This is a genomic window from Advenella kashmirensis WT001, assembly GCF_000219915.2.
Lineage (GTDB): Bacteria > Pseudomonadota > Gammaproteobacteria > Burkholderiales > Burkholderiaceae_B > Advenella > Advenella kashmirensis.
Genome location: NC_017964.1, coordinates 572,849 through 587,900, shown reverse-complemented (window position 1 = coordinate 587,900; position 15,052 = coordinate 572,849). Strand labels below are relative to the sequence as shown.

Annotated in this window: 15 protein-coding genes, 2 pseudogenes and 1 riboswitch; of the genes and pseudogenes, 6 read left to right on the top strand and 11 right to left on the bottom strand. The window is 56.7% G+C overall.

Translation table 11 applies throughout. The annotated features are described in order from the left end of the window. Positions 1–6 precede the first annotated feature (6 nt). Complete coding sequence (locus TKWG_RS21015; RefSeq protein ID WP_148274464.1) at positions 7–702, bottom strand: TIGR02444 family protein; 696 nt, start codon at positions 700–702, stop codon at positions 7–9. Continuing rightward, positions 668–760: pseudogene (locus tag TKWG_RS26840) on the bottom strand (DUF2390 domain-containing protein); the annotation flags it as partial. The pseudogene TKWG_RS26840 and the gene TKWG_RS21015, both read right to left, overlap by 35 nt. Positions 761–974: 214 nt before the next feature. Between TKWG_RS26840 and TKWG_RS02775 the strand changes: the two are divergent. Then, the gene (locus TKWG_RS02775) at positions 975–1,568 is read left to right on the top strand and encodes a UbiX family flavin prenyltransferase (RefSeq protein ID WP_014749363.1); all 594 of its coding nucleotides are present in this window, start codon (positions 975–977) and stop codon (positions 1,566–1,568) included. A 76-nt stretch (positions 1,569–1,644) separates the two neighbouring features. On the opposite strand, the gene TKWG_RS02770 is transcribed toward TKWG_RS02775, so the two are convergent. Together TKWG_RS02770 and TKWG_RS02765 are read right to left on the bottom strand one after the other, a co-directional pair. Then, the gene (locus tag TKWG_RS02770) at positions 1,645–2,814 is read right to left on the bottom strand and encodes a tRNA CCA-pyrophosphorylase (protein ID WP_014749362.1); all 1,170 of its coding nucleotides are present in this window, start codon (positions 2,812–2,814) and stop codon (positions 1,645–1,647) included. After that, complete coding sequence (locus TKWG_RS02765; RefSeq protein WP_014749361.1) at positions 2,814–4,877, bottom strand: lytic transglycosylase domain-containing protein; 2,064 nt, start codon at positions 4,875–4,877, stop codon at positions 2,814–2,816. Before TKWG_RS02765 ends, TKWG_RS02770 begins: the two co-directional genes overlap by 1 nt. 53 nt (positions 4,878–4,930) lie before the next feature. On the opposite strand from TKWG_RS02765, the gene TKWG_RS02760 reads away from it, so the two are divergent. Continuing rightward, on the top strand, positions 4,931–5,455 hold the full coding sequence (locus TKWG_RS02760) for a 5-formyltetrahydrofolate cyclo-ligase (protein WP_081489200.1): 525 nt from the start codon (positions 4,931–4,933) through the stop codon (positions 5,453–5,455). Positions 5,456–5,737: 282 nt separating this feature from the next. Here TKWG_RS02760 and metF read toward each other — a convergent pair whose 3' ends face one another. The 4 genes from metF to metK all read right to left on the bottom strand — a co-directional run bounded on the left by metF (position 5,738) and on the right by metK (position 9,919). Next, positions 5,738–6,580 (bottom strand): methylenetetrahydrofolate reductase [NAD(P)H], encoded by an 843-nt coding sequence (metF, locus tag TKWG_RS02755; protein ID WP_014749359.1) that lies wholly within the window; start codon positions 6,578–6,580, stop codon positions 5,738–5,740. 4 nt (positions 6,581–6,584) lie between these two features. Then, positions 6,585–6,920, bottom strand: coding sequence for a phage holin family protein (locus TKWG_RS02750; RefSeq protein WP_014749358.1), 336 nt, complete (start codon positions 6,918–6,920; stop codon positions 6,585–6,587). A 273-nt stretch (positions 6,921–7,193) separates the two neighbouring features. Then, positions 7,194–8,588: an adenosylhomocysteinase gene (gene ahcY / locus TKWG_RS02745; RefSeq protein ID WP_014749357.1), complete on the bottom strand. Its 1,395-nt coding sequence runs from the start codon at positions 8,586–8,588 to the stop codon at positions 7,194–7,196. Positions 8,589–8,657: 69 nt separating this feature from the next. Continuing rightward, a riboswitch (S-adenosyl-L-homocysteine riboswitch) is annotated at positions 8,658–8,739 on the bottom strand. A 13-nt stretch (positions 8,740–8,752) separates the two neighbouring features. Further along, on the bottom strand, positions 8,753–9,919 hold the full coding sequence (gene metK, locus TKWG_RS02740; RefSeq protein ID WP_014749356.1) for a methionine adenosyltransferase: 1,167 nt from the start codon (positions 9,917–9,919) through the stop codon (positions 8,753–8,755). 256 nt (positions 9,920–10,175) lie between these two features. Between metK and TKWG_RS02735 the strand changes: the two genes are divergently transcribed. Then, entirely contained in the window at positions 10,176–10,370 is a 195-nt protein-coding gene (locus TKWG_RS02735; RefSeq protein ID WP_014749355.1) for a hypothetical protein, read from the top strand. A 365-nt stretch (positions 10,371–10,735) separates the two neighbouring features. Here the strand turns inward: TKWG_RS02735 and TKWG_RS02730 are convergent, their stop codons facing one another. The 3 genes from TKWG_RS02730 to TKWG_RS02720 all read right to left on the bottom strand — a co-directional run bounded on the left by TKWG_RS02730 (position 10,736) and on the right by TKWG_RS02720 (position 12,169). Beyond that, on the bottom strand, positions 10,736–11,146 hold the full coding sequence (locus TKWG_RS02730; RefSeq protein ID WP_014749354.1) for a MarR family winged helix-turn-helix transcriptional regulator: 411 nt from the start codon (positions 11,144–11,146) through the stop codon (positions 10,736–10,738). A 256-nt stretch (positions 11,147–11,402) separates the two neighbouring features. Further along, positions 11,403–11,792, bottom strand: a complete 390-nt coding sequence (locus tag TKWG_RS02725) for a DMT family transporter (protein ID WP_014749353.1) — start codon at positions 11,790–11,792, stop codon at positions 11,403–11,405. Positions 11,793–11,845: 53 nt separating this feature from the next. Continuing rightward, the gene (locus TKWG_RS02720; RefSeq protein ID WP_238534299.1) at positions 11,846–12,169 is read right to left on the bottom strand and encodes a DMT family transporter; all 324 of its coding nucleotides are present in this window, start codon (positions 12,167–12,169) and stop codon (positions 11,846–11,848) included. 347 nt (positions 12,170–12,516) lie between these two features. On the opposite strand from TKWG_RS02720, the gene TKWG_RS02715 reads away from it, so the two are divergent. From TKWG_RS02715 to TKWG_RS02705, 3 genes and pseudogenes are all read left to right on the top strand, one after another. Further along, positions 12,517–13,401 (top strand): lysophospholipid acyltransferase family protein, encoded by an 885-nt coding sequence (locus tag TKWG_RS02715; RefSeq protein ID WP_041709791.1) that lies wholly within the window; start codon positions 12,517–12,519, stop codon positions 13,399–13,401. A 79-nt stretch (positions 13,402–13,480) separates the two neighbouring features. Further along, positions 13,481–14,367 (top strand): annotated as a pseudogene (dapF, locus tag TKWG_RS02710) (diaminopimelate epimerase). Positions 14,368–14,379: 12 nt separating this feature from the next. Beyond that, positions 14,380–15,042: a DUF484 family protein gene (locus tag TKWG_RS02705; RefSeq protein ID WP_014749348.1), complete on the top strand. Its 663-nt coding sequence runs from the start codon at positions 14,380–14,382 to the stop codon at positions 15,040–15,042. Positions 15,043–15,052 lie beyond the last annotated feature (10 nt).

Sequence of the window (15,052 nt, the reverse complement as noted above, 5' to 3'; positions counted from 1 at the left end):
TCGCCATCAGGCTGACGCAAACACCGCCGCTGCAGCCAGCACGACCTGATGTGCATGCTGCAAGGCCAGCCATGGGTCCGCAGCGTGCTCATCGCTCACAGATTCCACCGCAACTGCTTCGGCAACCGCAGGCTGCCCATCCGCTGCGTTAGCATATCCATGCTGCGCCTCGTAATGAGCAACCACCCTGACGGCCGTCTGCTCCAGCACAGCCAGTTGCCTGGCGTTTTCCGCCGTATCTGCCAGTTCTGCCTGCGACCGGTCTGGCGCAGAAATACCGTCTTGCGTGACCGGATCGGACCACGCATCGTCCTGGGCCTGCGTTATCTCCATTCTCTGCTGTACCACACCGCCTTGCGCACCTGCGTTTATCGCCTGCGTCTGTTCCTTTACCCACTGCGCCAATACCTCCTGCTGCATGCGCTCGGCCTCCAGTTCAAGTCGCTTGATATCGTTCCTTAACACATCTGTCATTGCATCGGGCGCCGGCGCCGGCCCGCTCTTGAGCCGCGTTCGCAGCTGACGCAAGGGGATAACGATCTCGCACCGCCACGCAGCAATTGTGCTGTCGGCATCGGCAATCTGTTCTGCCGTAGGCGCGGCGCCCCACTGCCTGGCCGCCCACAGCATGAGCAACAAGACGTTGACATCCAGTCTCCAGCCTGTGCTGCAGCGCGAGACAGTGCCCGGCCACGCCCTCACGGGTATACACAGCCAGCGAAAACTGCCAGTGATCCGCTGCGCTTTTAACCTGATCCATCTGTGCCCCCTATTGCTTCTCTCGCCTGGCCAATATAGCCCACCGTCGTTAACCAATACCGACAGGCTTGCGTCATCCGGTTAACCACAAACCCCGGCCCGCGTCGCTTTATGCGCCAGCGGGTATAATAGCCCTTTCAGCCGGTGTATTTTGCCCCGGCCAGGCCGCCAATATCAGCCAGCCCATTTATCCTTACCGAAACAGCCATTTGCCCATGCCAAGCTCCGTTTCCACACCTGCACGTATTATTGTCGGTATCACCGGCGCCTCTGGCGCCATTTACGGTGTCCGTGCTCTTGAGCTGCTTGCCCAGGCCGGCTTCGAAACCCATTTGGTCATGAGCCGCTCGGCCAGCCTGACCTTGTCGCAAGAGCTGCAGATGCATCCCGGTGAACTGGCCGACCGGGCAACGGTAGTGCATGCGATTCAGGATGTAGGGGCGGTCATTTCCAGCGGTTCTTTCAAAACCAGCGGGATGCTCATTGCTCCTTGTTCCATTCGTACGCTCTCGGAAATTGCCAGCGGTGTCACCTCTTCGCTATTGACCCGCGCTGCCGATGTGGTGCTCAAGGAAAGGCGCAAGCTGGTGCTTATGGTCCGGGAAACACCGCTGCATCTGGGTCACTTACGCAGCATGGTGGCGGTAACGGAAATGGGCGCCATCGTCATGCCGCCGGTGCCGGCTTTTTATGCGCGCCCGGAAAGTATCCAGGCTATGGTCGACCACAGTGTCGGTCGGGCACTGGATCTCTTTGACATAGATACCGGTTCGGTCACCCGCTGGAGCGGAATGAGCAGCAACCCCTGATATTGCATTTGAAATAACCGCCCTTATAACCGCTGTTGGCACATGCGCCAATGGTACAACGCCTGACAATCCGGGTCTAGCCCGGTGCAATTTTTTCCAGGCAGGCGGCAATGGCATCCAGTCTTGCCGCACGCACCGCCGCCTTGATCGCGTTGGTGCCCCCCGCGGTTTGCCGCGCGACTGCGCCCGCATCAACCCGCAAATAACAATCCAGTATTTCACTCCAGGACTCAATGCGCGTGATTTCCGCCTGCAGATTTTCCGCCGCAGAATGTCGGGTACACAAAACGACGCCCAGTAAATCACGAAACCGCGTCGGCTTGCGCAAACTGTCCGTCACTTCCAGTGTTTCCAGCACATATTGGGCGCGGCTCAACAAGTGCGCCTGCGCCGTCGGGCTCGGTGGCAATGGCAACATATCCAGGCGCTCCGATAGCACCTGCGCCAGGCGGGCGTAATCAGCACATTCGGCAGGCACTTTAAGATGCACGCTCAACGCTGCATGCTCGCGTGTCTGTGACAGCGCCACCGCGTAGCGCGAAGGCAGCGGCAGGATTCTGGCAGCCGACAAATCGGTGGCCTGTGCCACTTCTGTATTCCAATGTAATTGTGGCATCACGACAGCAAGCGCATTGGTATCCTGCAAAACAGTGAACATGCGCGACGGCTTTTCGTTCATGAGCCCGCGCGAGACCTCTTTCCAGACCCGCTCGGGTACCAGGGCATCGGTCTCTCCGCTAGCGACCATGTCCCGACACAGCTGCAGCGTACCGCCGGCCAGTGTGAACTCGGTGAAGCGCGCTGCAAACCGCGCCACGCGCAATATGCGCACCGGATCTTCGGCAAACGCCTGGCTGGCATGCCGGAACACGCGGCGCTCAAGGTCATCGCGACCACGCAAGGGATCAACCAGCGTACCATCGGTGCGGCGCGCCATGGCATTAATGGTCAGATCGCGACGCTTTAAATCCTCTTCCAGCGTCACTTCCGGACCCGTATGAAAGGTGAAGCCCTTGTAGCCGCGCCCCGCTTTTCTTTCGGTGCGTGCCAGCGCATATTCCTCTTTGGTTTGCGGATGCAGGAAAACCGGAAAATCGCCGCCTACCGGCTGGAAACCACGCCGCACCATCTCCTGCGGACTGGCTCCCACCACGACCCAGTCCCGGTCTCCCTGCGGCAGTCCCAGCAACTCATCGCGCACGGCACCGCCCACCACATATACATCAAGGCCATCGGTTACGGACATCAGGGCCTCACCTGCCCCAGCCGCTGCACAAGCGATTGCGACCGCCCGCTGAACTGGGCATCGTACCAGGTTGCATTGGACATGACATGTTTCACATACAGCCGGGTTTCCGTAAAGGGGATGGTTTCCGCAAAAATTGCGCCTTCCAGTGGCTGACTAAGCGAATCACGCCAGCGCTTGGCGCGGTTGGGCCCCGCGTTGTAGCCGGCAGTAGCCAAAACCTCGGAGCCATTCAGGTCGTCCAGGGTCATTTTCAGGTAAGAAGTGCCCAATAGCGTGTTGGTGTCAAAATCATTGGCATTCGAATAACTCAGACCCAGCTTGCGCGCGACCAATTGCGCCGTTCCCGGCATGACCTGCATCAGCCCAGAGGCGCCCACCGACGAGCGGGCGGCTGTCACAAAGCGCGATTCCTGACGGATCAGACCGTAGACCCAGGCAGGGTCCACACCCACGGCACGCGCCTGCTGACTGACCCGCCCTTCGAATGGGGCCAGATAACGCTGGCGGAAATTGAAATCGTTTTTGGTCAGCATGGAGGTGTTGATGGCCCGATCATAGACCTGCTCGCGCAAGGCCCATTCTGCTGCCGCCATCAGCTCGCGATCGTTCATACCACGAATCGCAAAATTCCATTCGCCTACCGCTTCCGGACGCCAGCCCAGGCGGAACAAGGCAATAGCGCGCTGCAGGCCTTCGTGCGTCATGATTTTGTTGATTTCGGCAGTGCTCGGTTCTGCCGGCTGCGGCGGCACGGAAATCTTGCTTCCCAATGCCTCGGTCGCCAGTTGCCCGTAGAAACCATGGTCATACAAAATAGACCGCCAGGCGCTGGTGGCGCCGCTGGTGTCGCCCTGCCCTGCACGGGCGCGGCCATACCAGTAAACCCAAACCGGTTCTTTCTGCTGTTCGGGGCCCATCATGCCAATGGTCTGCTCTACCCATTTCCAGTCAATGGCGGGCTGGCGCAGCGCCATGCGGGTGCGCCAGGCATGGTTATAGTCGCTCAGACGAAAACCCTGGCCTGCCTTGCGATACCAGCCATCCGCCCGGGCCTCCAGATTCAGCGCAGCGATCAGGCCGAACTGCGTCCAGGCCCATTGACGATTGCGCTCGCTCAGCAATGCACCGCCCTGCGTCTCCAGAAAAACGGCTCCGCCATCTCTGTCCTGTCGCGCCAGACGACTGAAGGCCAGCGCACGTAACTGCTGCAGTTCGCCATTGGCCGAGCCGCTCTGGGTGGCCAGCCAGCCCATCGGGTTGGCCATGAGCGCATCGTAGGAAGACAGCCCGGCGGGCGAGAACGCCAGCGCTGCATAGCGGCGGGCGCTGGCCTTGCTGTCGTATTCAACGGCATCGCGCAACAACGGTTCCAGGTGCTCCTGGGTGATAATTTTGGCCGCCGTCAGTTGCCCCAGCATGTTCCAGCAGGCATCGCCTGGCTTGAACACATCCAGCGCCTGTGCGGCAGAGACCTGCCCGTTGCCAAGAAAGCGTGCCTGCAGGATGGCGCAATCGACTTCCGAAGTCCGGCTGGCCACGGTGCCGATACGTCGCACAGTATCAAAGTCTCCCCGCTTGGCCGACGCCAGGATCCAGTCCGATTTCAGGCGGTTTTCCAGATAGGGATTCTTGTTCTGCTGTAAAAAAGCATAGATCTGCTGCGTGGGAACCGGCTGCGCAGGGTCATTCAACAACTGGCGCAGATACCAGTACATGGGATAGCCGCCAAGTTCATGATCATCCCGGGCCTGTTCTGCATAGCCGGGCAACGCCTCCCATTGGCGACGCTGCATGGCCTCTCTGGCCGACACCACCGCCGCGCGCGCCGCCTGCGGCACCGCACGAGGCGCCTGTCCGTATATGACTGCCGATGAAGTGGTGGCCAGACTACGTGGCGTGAGCGACGGTCTGCTATCCTGGGTGTGCTGTACCGACTCGGCACAGCCTGCCAGCAACACGCCAGAACCGAGCGCCCCCCAGATGACTTGCATTGACCGGCGACGCAGGCTGCCCGCAACACCTTTGTTGAACCTGCTTTTTGCTTGTGCCCGCTGTTGCATATGCTGTCCTGTTATAGTCATGCTTTGTACTACATTCTATATCGTCACAGGTCATGACATCCGCCGATACTCCGACTTTGCGTCAATCCCTACTTGCGGCCAGATCGGCCATCCCCGACTCGCGTCGCCAGATGCTAAGTGTACAAATAAAACAGCATATTTTGGACTGGCTGCAGGGCCGCCACCAAGATTGCCGTTTGCCGGATCATGCATCTATCGGTTCCATCGCCGGTTTCTGGCCCATACGGGATGAACCCGACATGATTTCGCTGCTGCATGATTTGCATACGCTGGGTCACGACATCAGCCTGCCTGTGATTGAACAGCTGGACGCACCGCTGCACTTTTACCGCTGGTCGCCCGATACCCCGTTGCGGCGTGGCGCCTTCAACATTCCCGAACCACAAGTAGATACGCCGGCGATGCAGCCGTCCCTGATACTGGTACCCACACTCGGTTATACCCGTGATGGTCATCGGCTGGGCTATGGCAAAGGGTATTATGACCGCACCCTGCATGCGCTGGCGCAGCAGGGCCACAACCCGGTGAGTGTAGGCATCGGCTGGGATGAAGGCTGATCGACGATTCTTATCTGCCCGCAAGCCATGATATGCCGCTGGATGCGATTGTGACCCCTGGCGGCTGGATCGTACCGGCCAGAAACAGCACGGATTAAGTCGTGCCCCGATACGCAAGGGTGTGACTCACCGCATGAGCGCATGACCGGATATATAGCGCGAGGCATCGCTGGCGCACCCCGCCACGCGACACTATGCCTTGCAGGGCATGACAAATGTCAAACGAAAAAAGTCCGGTAACAACCGGACTTTTTGATTCATGTGCGTGTTAGTACCAGGCACTCAATAGCGCAGATTTTTCCATATCGCCAGCGTGGCTTCGGCATTATTAAGCGTATAAAAATGAATGCCCGGCACACCGCCGTCAATCAGCTTCTGACACAGCTGGGTAACCACATCGGCACCAAAGGCACGAATGGAAGCTTTATCATCGCCATATTGCGCCAGGCGCAGGCGAATCCAGCGCGGCACTTCGGCACCGCACATTTGCGAGAACCGCAGCAACTGCGTATGGTTGGTAATCGGCATGATTCCTGGCACGATCGGAATACTCACGCCACGCTGCACGGCACGATCAACAAAATCGAAATAGGCGTCGGCATTGAAAAAATACTGCGTGATCGCACTATTGGCACCGGCATTGACCTTGGTGACAAAATTATCCAGATCATGCTCGGGACTGTCGGCCTGCGGGTGCATTTCCGGATAGGCAGCCACTTCAACATGAAACCAATCGCCCGAATGTTCGCGAATAAGCCTGACCAGTTCGGACGCATACGGTAACTCTGAATCATTGCCGCCCATGCCCGAGGGCAGATCGCCACGCAACGCCACGATGCGATGAATGCCTTTGGCCTTGTACTGATCCAGCAATTGGATCAGCGACGCTCTGCTGGCGCCAATGCAGGACAGGTGCGGGGCGGCCTCGCAACCGAGTTGCGAGAACATGGAGACGGTCTCGGCCGTTCCATCCCGGGTAGAGCCGCCTGCCCCGAAAGTCACACTTATATAACGAGGATGCATCGCCATCAACTGCTTGGCGGTGCCTACCAGCCGCTCGCGCGATACCTGATCGCGCGGCGGGAAAAACTCCAGGCTGAATGCCTCGTCGGAAAAAGAACTCATAACGTTAATTCAGAATACTCAGCAAAATTGCAGAAATAATGGAATAGAGCACGGCGCCAATGACGGCCCACCAGAAACCATCCACCTTGAAGCCATTGAATACCGATCCGGCCAGCCAGAACATGAGCACGTTAAGCACCAGCAGGAAAAGCCCCAGCGTAACAATGGTAATGGGCAGGGTGAGAATGGCAAGAATGGGATAAATCACCGTATTGACCAGCCCCAGAATGACAGCTGCAATAAGCGCAGATACAAAGCTGGTTACAGTAATGCCTGGCAGTATATAGGCAACAATCATGAGGGCCAGCGCCTGCAGGACCCAGGTTAACAGCAATGTCATATCACTTCTCCTTTAAATTCCCTAATAGAACACCAACACCAAAAGAACACCAACACCAGAACAACGTGCGCCCTACGCTCACGCTGCCATTGCGCCCCCCGTACCGCAACACCTTGCATGACAGTTGAACGGCAGCACAATGATCAAAAGTCGCCGCAGCGCGGCATGCTCCGGCAGCCAATCCGAAAACGAACCGACTGCCGACAGCTCGTCACATTTGCAGCAATCACATCTGTAATGATAACGCGGGCCGACAGCAGCCGCAGCGATTGATCAATAGCGATAATGATCGGGCTTGAATGGCCCCTGCGCAGGCACGCTGATGTAATCAGCCTGTTTCTGCGACAGCGTGGTCAGGTTCACACCCAGTTTTTTCAGATGCAGGCGCGCTACCTTCTCATCAAGATGCTTGGGCAGCACATACACCTGGCCTTTCTTGTACTGTTCGGTACGGGTAAACAATTCGATCTGTGCAATGGTCTGGTTGGTAAACGAGGCAGACATCACAAATGACGGATGACCGGTAGCGCAACCCAGATTGACCAGGCGTCCCTTGGCCAGCAGAATAATACGTTTGCCGTCGGGGAAAATAATATGGTCAACCTGGGGCTTGATTTCTTCCCACTGCAAATCTTCAACAGCAGCCACATCAATCTCATTGTCAAAGTGACCAATATTGCAGACGATGGCTTCGTTTTTCATGCGCTCCATATGATCGCGTGTAATCACATGATAGTTGCCTGTGGCCGTGACAAAGATATCTGCCTTGTCCGCCGCTTCTTCCATGGTGACCACTTTGTAGCCTTCCATGGATGCCTGCAGGGCGCAGATCGGATCGATTTCGGTAACCCATACCTGGGCGCGCAGGGCTGACAGCGCCTGGGCGCAACCCTTGCCCACATCGCCAAAACCGGCCACAACCGCAATCTTGCCGGCGACCATCACGTCGGTCGCGCGCTTGATGCCGTCGACCAGCGATTCACGGCAGCCATACAGATTATCGAATTTGGATTTGGTAACCGAGTCGTTGACGTTGATGGCGGGAATATGCAATTCGCCTTTCTGCGCCATCTGATACAGGCGATGCACGCCGGTCGTGGTTTCTTCGGTAACACCAATGATATTGGCCAGCCTGGTGGAGTACCAGGTGGCATCTTTGGCCAGGCGTTCGCGAATAGCGGCAAACAGCACGGTTTCCTCTTCACTGCCTGGATTGTTCAGCACGGAAATGTCTTTTTCCGCCTTGGCCCCCAGGTGCAGCAGGGTGGTAGCGTCGCCGCCATCATCCAGGATCATATTGGCCTGTTCACCCGGCCAGTCGAAAATGCGGTGGGTATATTCCCAGTAATCGGCCAGCGTCTCGCCCTTGATGGCAAACACCGGTACACCACTGGCAGCAATGGCAGCAGCAGCGTGGTCCTGGGTAGAGAAAATATTGCAGGAGGCCCAGCGCACTTCGGCACCCAGCGCAGTGAGCGTTTCGATCAGCACACCGGTCTGGATGGTCATGTGCAGGCTGCCGGCAATGCGAGCGCCCTTGAGCGGTTGGGATTTGGCGAACTCTTCGCGCGTGGCCATCAGGCCCGGCATTTCGGTTTCGGCAATGGACAGTTCATGGCGGCCCCAGTCGGCCAGCGCAATATCGGCAATTTTGTAATCAGCAGTCATAGTTTTCATCCTGAAACATACTGCGATGCCGACTGTGAGTTACGTCTCACCATAGACCAGCAACGCAGTATATGATGAGCGCGGTTCGTTACCTGATCGTATCCTGAGCCTGGCATGACGGGTAAGTCATGTCGCAACGCCCCTCAGGACACGACGATTATACCTTAAGCGATGGCTTTTTTCAGAACCGCCGCTTTGTCCAGCGCTTCCCAGCTGAACTCGGGCTCGGAACGGCCAAAGTGCCCATAGGCGGCAGATTTGGCATAGATCGGACGCAGCAGATCCAGCATCTGCACGATACCGCGCGGACGCAGGTCAAAATGCTCGCGTACCAGTTTGGCAATGTCGTCGTCAGGAATGACGCCGGTGCCTTCCGTGTACACGGTAATATTAATGGGCTCGGCCACACCGATGGCGTAGCTGACCTGAATCTGGCACTGGCGCGCCAGACCCGCTGCCACAATATTCTTTGCTACATAACGTGCTGCATAGGCAGCAGAACGATCAACCTTGGAAGGATCTTTGCCTGAAAACGCGCCGCCGCCATGCGGGCACGCGCCACCATAGGTATCGACAATGATCTTGCGTCCGGTCAGACCGCAATCGCCCTGAGGGCCGCCAATAATGAACTTGCCCGTCGGGTTGATCAGGAATTTGGTATTGGGGGTGATCAGGCCTTCGGCAAACGTCGGCTTGATAATATCTTCAATGACCGCTTCGCGAATCGCTTCCTGGGAAATGTCCGGGGCGTGCTGGGTAGACAGCACAACGGTATGGACCTCTACCGGCTTGCCATCGACATAGCGGAACGTGACCTGGGATTTGGCATCGGGACGCAGCCAGGGCAGGCGGCCGTCCTTGCGCAGTTCGCTTTGACGCTGCACCAGACGGTGGGCATACCAGATGGGCGCAGGCATGAGATCCGGGGTTTCATCGCATGCAAAACCAAACATCAGGCCCTGATCCCCAGCGCCCTGGTTCAGAATATCTTCTTCGCTGCGGTCTACTCCCTGGGCAATGTCGGGAGACTGCTTGTCATAAGCGACCAGAACCGCGCAGCCCTTGTAGTCAATACCATATTCGGTGTTGTCATAGCCGATGCGCTTGATCGTATCGCGCGCGATCTGAATATAGTCGATGTTGGCTTTGGTGCTGATTTCTCCGGCCAGGACAACCAGGCCGGTATTGCACAGCGTTTCGGCAGCCACGCGGGAGTTGGGGTCCTGCTCAAGCAGCGCATCAAGAATGGCGTCGGAAATCTGGTCAGCAACCTTATCGGGGTGACCTTCGGAAACGGATTCGGAAGTAAAGAGAAAATCGTTGTGGGCCATGTTGCGTCCAATTAATAGTGTCAAAACAAAACCGACATTCTTAAAAAGAACGCGCAGCACCGAATGGGATTAATACTGGCGCGACGCTTTAGCGGAATGTATCTGAATACGACCCCATGCCAAGCCTGGCATGTGCACCGTGTTTTTCAGCTGTCGCCCCGCAAGTTGTCGGTTAACTCAGCGACCGGAAATCATTTTATGACAATTTGACTGCGAAGGCCTGAAAAACCCTGACAGCGGTAGATAAAAGGCAGCCATGCGCAACAGCACGGCGCGCATGGGCAAGGTGATTGCCGTTAAGGGCTGCAAACGGAAACAGGCTGCCTCCGTAGAAAACGAGGCAGATAAATACGACGCAACGGCTGACTGCAAGAGCATGGATTTGCAGAAAATATCGCCGTGGCAGGCGCCAGGCGCTTTTGCCACAGCGCTGATGAGCAGCAGACGGTAAAAGGCCCGACCGAAGCCGGGCCAATCTGATAAGGAGTGTACGATGAAACAGATCGTATTTCTACTTATCCTGATCGTATTGATGCTGGTGTTTATGACGCCAGCCTATTGATCAGGGACCGGTACGGTAGGGGCCGTACCGGTTCAGGTGTTAAATGTACTGAATTGTCCGGGATTGTGTCAATTGTGGAAAACCGATGGCGCGCTGTTCATACCTGTAAACCATCCAGGGCACGCCACCATCCAGAATGGTGCATTGGAACAGGCCGACGCCAAGTGCCGGCGACATGGCGTGCCGACATAACCTGGCGCCTGACACCCTCACCCCTTCCAAGTGGCGCAGCCATAACGATAGCGCCAGGCAAGTTATCCTGCATTGATAAATTTCATGAGCAGCAGCTTTTCACACCCGCATTCTTTGAGTGCCTCATCCAGCGCATTTTCGTAATCGACTCGCGCGCCATCCAGATGCGCCCGCCCTTTATCGGTGATCACGGTATAAACCCCCCGTTTGTCGTCCGGGCACAAATCGCGAATAGTAAACCCCACACGCTCCAGGCGCTCAGCCATCCGCGAAACTGAACTCTGGTTCAAGCGCAGATGCGACGCAAGCTCCTGCATGCGTAGTTCGGCGTTGGGCGACCGCGCCAATACCTCAAGCGCACGATACTCTGAAAGACCAAGTCCATGCTGTGCCTGCAGCACCGCCCCAAGCCGGGTCTCGACATTGGCGATCACCTGAATCAGCTTGAGCCACGTATCACTTTTCTTTGACATTGAAGATCACCACATCCTTAATCGTTCAGCAGAATATCTTATCATATGCATGTCCATGCAAAATCATGCCTAGGCAGACCGGTGCGAAACGCCAGAAACGGCTGCAAACCTTCGCACGCAGGCAGCGTTCTGACCTCGGACAAATGCCAGCCAATGGGATCGCCGGCCAAAACCGTGTAGCCGCCACGATAGTCAAAACCATTTCTTCCTCCTGCATATGCCTGTCAGTTTGTTTGAGCATCGCCGCAACAGTCGGTCAGAATGGCTCGCTGCTTTGCTCTGCCTGCAGTTTGACGCTATCGGCCAGTTTCAGCCAGACCACCCCTGCGATAATGACGACCAGCCAAAATACCTGCACCGCCGTCAGCGGCTGATCGAGCAGAATACTGCCAAAAGCGGCCGCGCCGACCGCGCCAATGCCCGCCCAGACTGCGTAGCCGATCCCCACGTCAATCGTCCTCAGGGCGGCGCTCAGAAAATACAGCGTGAGCAAAAAGAAAACGATGGCAGCAAGCGACCAGCTCCATACGGTAAAGGCTTTGCTTCCACCCACACTGAGCGCGTAACCGATTTCGAACGCGCCGGCCAACAGCAGCATCATCCATGCCTGCCCACTGCCCGGATTTTTTTTGTTTGTTGTCGACATATCTATTTCCTTCAAAATTATATAAATTAAATTAACCAATACCTGTCAATGCGTTATGCCGCAGCACTGAGCTGCAGACCAACAACACCGCCGATAATCAGCACAATTCCCAGGACCTTTTTCCAGTTAAGCCGCTGCTTAAAAAACAGAGCGCCCAGAATGACGATGCCTACGCCGGCTACCGAAGTCCAGATTGCATAGCCAATGCCCACATCGAAGGTCAGCAGCGCAAGGCTGAGAAAATAAGTGGCAATAACGCCGCTGATAAGGGTGGCAATCGTCCAGCCAACCCGGGTGAACCCCTTCGCATTCCCTGCCGATATGGCGACCGCAACCTCAAAGACCACGGCAATTCCAAGATATAACCAGTTCATCATTTTTCCTTTATGGAGTGTTCAACAGCTTGCTTTCATGCATGGCAATTGACATTATTTGATTCCATCTATTATTTGCATGTGCATGCATATTATAAGAAAGAAAAGCGCTCGTCAACATATTTGTATGCGCATGCACATATAATTACTCCCGGTATTACGGCCCCACCCGTCTTGCTGCTTCAGGCAACCACCTGGACAATGTGATCTCTTTCTCCATTACAATCGAAAAAAATCCAGGATCGGACCCGTCTGCCGGCAATGCCACCAGACCGGCAGCCAGCGACGTGCCTGTCACGGCGCACCCTGCCCGTAAGTATTGTCAGGACGCACTTCGCTTATCTTCAAACATGATGAAATCCGCATTACTCGTTTTTCTTTTTCGCACTATCAATCTATTACCGGACAGTCTGCGTCTGGGCCTGGGCAGCATCTGCGCCACCCTGATGCGCGTGCTAATGAAGCGCCGCCGTTTTATTGTCAGCACCAATTTGCAATTGTGTTTCCCCGAGGCGACGCCAGCCCAGCGCGAGCGCTGGTTGCGGGAACACTTTCGTGCCCTGGCCCAGACCATGATTGATCGCGCCGTCTTGTGGTACGGCTCGGAAGATAAAATCCGCCGCATGGTGCACCTGAGTGGTTACGAACACATCCAGAACAGCATCGACGCTTCCCGGCCCACCTTGATGTTCGCTCCGCATTTTGTCGGGCTGGATGCAGCCGCCACTATCTTGTCCATGCATCTGGTCAAATCGGCCACCATGTACACGCCCGCATCCGATCCACAGGTGGATGCCATCATGATCAAGGGACGCGGTCGCTTCAACAAGGTTACCCAGATCTCTCGTAAGGAAGGCATCCGCAGCCTCATCCGGCAGTTGCGCCAGGGCACACCGGTGTATTACCTGCCCGACATGGACTTTGGCCGCGACGGCGCCATTTTCGTGCCGTTCTTTGGCGTGCCCGCTGCAACCCTGCCGGCAACCGCCCAGATCGCCCGAACCTGGAAGGCCGACGTGATTCCTATCGTGACGCGCTGGGACAGCGCCACCGGTCACTATCACACCCGTGTACTGCCTCCCTTTGCCGACTTCCCGGGCCAGATGAGCCTGGAGCAGGCCACACTTTTCTGCAATCAACAGCTTGAACAATGGGTGCGTACCGATCCGCCCCAGTATTATTGGGTGCATCGACGCTTCAAAACCCGCCCTGAAGGGGAAAAGAAATTCTATTGAATGCGCATGGTCGTGGTGCTGCCACGCAGGATCGGCGATAATAATGTGCAATACAGCAGTTCAATCAGGAAAACGTTCAATGATCTGGTCTTTCTCGAAAATGCACGGTGCCGGCAACGACTTTGTTGTGCTCGATGGCGTACGTCAGTCCATCGACATGACGCCCGAGCGTGCACGCGCGCTGGCGCATCGGCAATTTGGCATCGGCGCAGACCAGATCCTGCTGGTCGAAGCTCCAAGCCACCCGGAGGCCGACTTTCGATACCGCATTTTCAATGCCGATGGCTCGGAAGTTGAGCATTGCGGCAATGGCGCGCGCTGTTTTGTGCGCTTTGTGCACGAACAGAAACTGTCTTCGCGCAATCCGCTGAAGGCCGAAATTGCAACCGGCCTGATTACGCTAGAAGAAGCCGACGACGCAACGGTCACGGTCAATATGGGGCAAACCCGCTTTGAACCCGAGGCGGTCGCATTTGACACCACCGATCTGCCAAGCACGCGCGATCATGACGACACATTGTGGTCGTTGCCGCTGGACAATGGCGATTCCGTCACGCTCTCGCTGGTTGCCATTTCCAATCCGCATGCCGTACAGATCGTCAGCGATGTGGCCAGCGCACCGGTTGCCGTGCAAGGCCCCCTGATCGAAGGGCATCCGCGCTTTGCCAATCGCGTCAACGCCGGGTTTATGCAAATCGTCGATACGCACACGATCAACCTGCGGGTTTATGAACGCGGAGCCGGCGAAACGCTGGCCTGCGGCACCGGCGCTGTGCTGCGGTGGTCGCGGGTATCCGGCGCGGTCGTCTGCAATCGCCGGTGACCGTCCATACGCGCGGCGGCGATCTGTACATCGCCTGGGATGGCACGCAAATTACCATGCGCGGCCCGGCTGTGACCGTATTTTCAAGTGAAATAAACATTGATCGTCTGGTTGCGCAGTATCGCAACAGCACTGCTTTATAAAGGAACGTACTCATGTCTGAAGCTGCCACACTGACAGCAGAAACCGTCGCACAATTTCTGCAGGACAACCCTGCTTTTTTTGATGAGCACGCCGATATTTTTTCATCGCTGAAGGTACCCCACCCCCATGCCCGCAACACGCTGTCATTGGGCGAACGTCAGATCCTGACACTGCGCACGCGCAACAAGGAACTGGAGTGGAAGCTGTCTGAACTGCTGCACAATGCCAATTCCAACGAAGCCATCAGCGATCATGTCACGCTTTGGTGTACGCACATGCTGGCAGAGCAGGACCCCCAGCGGCTGCCGCAACGCGTGGTAGACGGATTGCGCCAGGAATTCGATATGCTGGAAGTTGCCCTGCGCCTGTGGAATCTTCCGGCCCTCAAAGACGAGCGCTTCCAGGGCACCGACGACATGCTCCAGGCCTTTGTGGCCGGCCTGCAGAAACCCTATTGCGGCCAGGAAGGGTATCTGCCGGCGCATGGCTGGTTCGATAGCAAGCCCGGCTCGGTTGCCATGGTGCCGTTAACACATGAAGGGCGCACCATTGGCGTGCTGGTCTTCGCTGCAGAAGGCACCGAGCACTTCAAACCGGACATGGGCACGACATTTCTTGAAATTCTCGGCAAGCTGGCCAGCGCCTGCTTAAGCCGCCTGAATTACACCGCCTGACATCTGCCAA

Excerpts from the sequence above, each read along its gene's own strand:
- TKWG_RS02775 (WP_014749363.1), top strand. The coding sequence starts at position 975 with ATGCCAAGCTCCGTTTCCACACCTGCACGTATTATTGTCGGTATCACC.
- TKWG_RS02770 (WP_014749362.1), bottom strand. The coding sequence starts at position 2,814 with ATGTCCGTAACCGATGGCCTTGATGTATATGTGGTGGGCGGTGCCGTG.
- TKWG_RS02765 (WP_014749361.1), bottom strand. The coding sequence starts at position 4,877 with ATGCAACAGCGGGCACAAGCAAAAAGCAGGTTCAACAAAGGTGTTGCG.
- TKWG_RS02760 (WP_081489200.1), top strand. The coding sequence starts at position 4,931 with ATGACATCCGCCGATACTCCGACTTTGCGTCAATCCCTACTTGCGGCC.
- metF (WP_014749359.1), bottom strand. The coding sequence starts at position 6,580 with ATGAGTTCTTTTTCCGACGAGGCATTCAGCCTGGAGTTTTTCCCGCCG.
- TKWG_RS02750 (WP_014749358.1), bottom strand. The coding sequence starts at position 6,920 with ATGACATTGCTGTTAACCTGGGTCCTGCAGGCGCTGGCCCTCATGATT.
- ahcY (WP_014749357.1), bottom strand. The coding sequence starts at position 8,588 with ATGACTGCTGATTACAAAATTGCCGATATTGCGCTGGCCGACTGGGGC.
- metK (WP_014749356.1), bottom strand. The coding sequence starts at position 9,919 with ATGGCCCACAACGATTTTCTCTTTACTTCCGAATCCGTTTCCGAAGGT.
- TKWG_RS02735 (WP_014749355.1), top strand. The coding sequence starts at position 10,176 with ATGCGCAACAGCACGGCGCGCATGGGCAAGGTGATTGCCGTTAAGGGC.
- TKWG_RS02730 (WP_014749354.1), bottom strand. The coding sequence starts at position 11,146 with ATGTCAAAGAAAAGTGATACGTGGCTCAAGCTGATTCAGGTGATCGCC.
- TKWG_RS02725 (WP_014749353.1), bottom strand. The coding sequence starts at position 11,792 with ATGTCGACAACAAACAAAAAAAATCCGGGCAGTGGGCAGGCATGGATG.
- TKWG_RS02720 (WP_238534299.1), bottom strand. The coding sequence starts at position 12,169 with ATGATGAACTGGTTATATCTTGGAATTGCCGTGGTCTTTGAGGTTGCG.
- TKWG_RS02715 (WP_041709791.1), top strand. The coding sequence starts at position 12,517 with ATGATGAAATCCGCATTACTCGTTTTTCTTTTTCGCACTATCAATCTA.
- TKWG_RS02705 (WP_014749348.1), top strand. The coding sequence starts at position 14,380 with ATGTCTGAAGCTGCCACACTGACAGCAGAAACCGTCGCACAATTTCTG.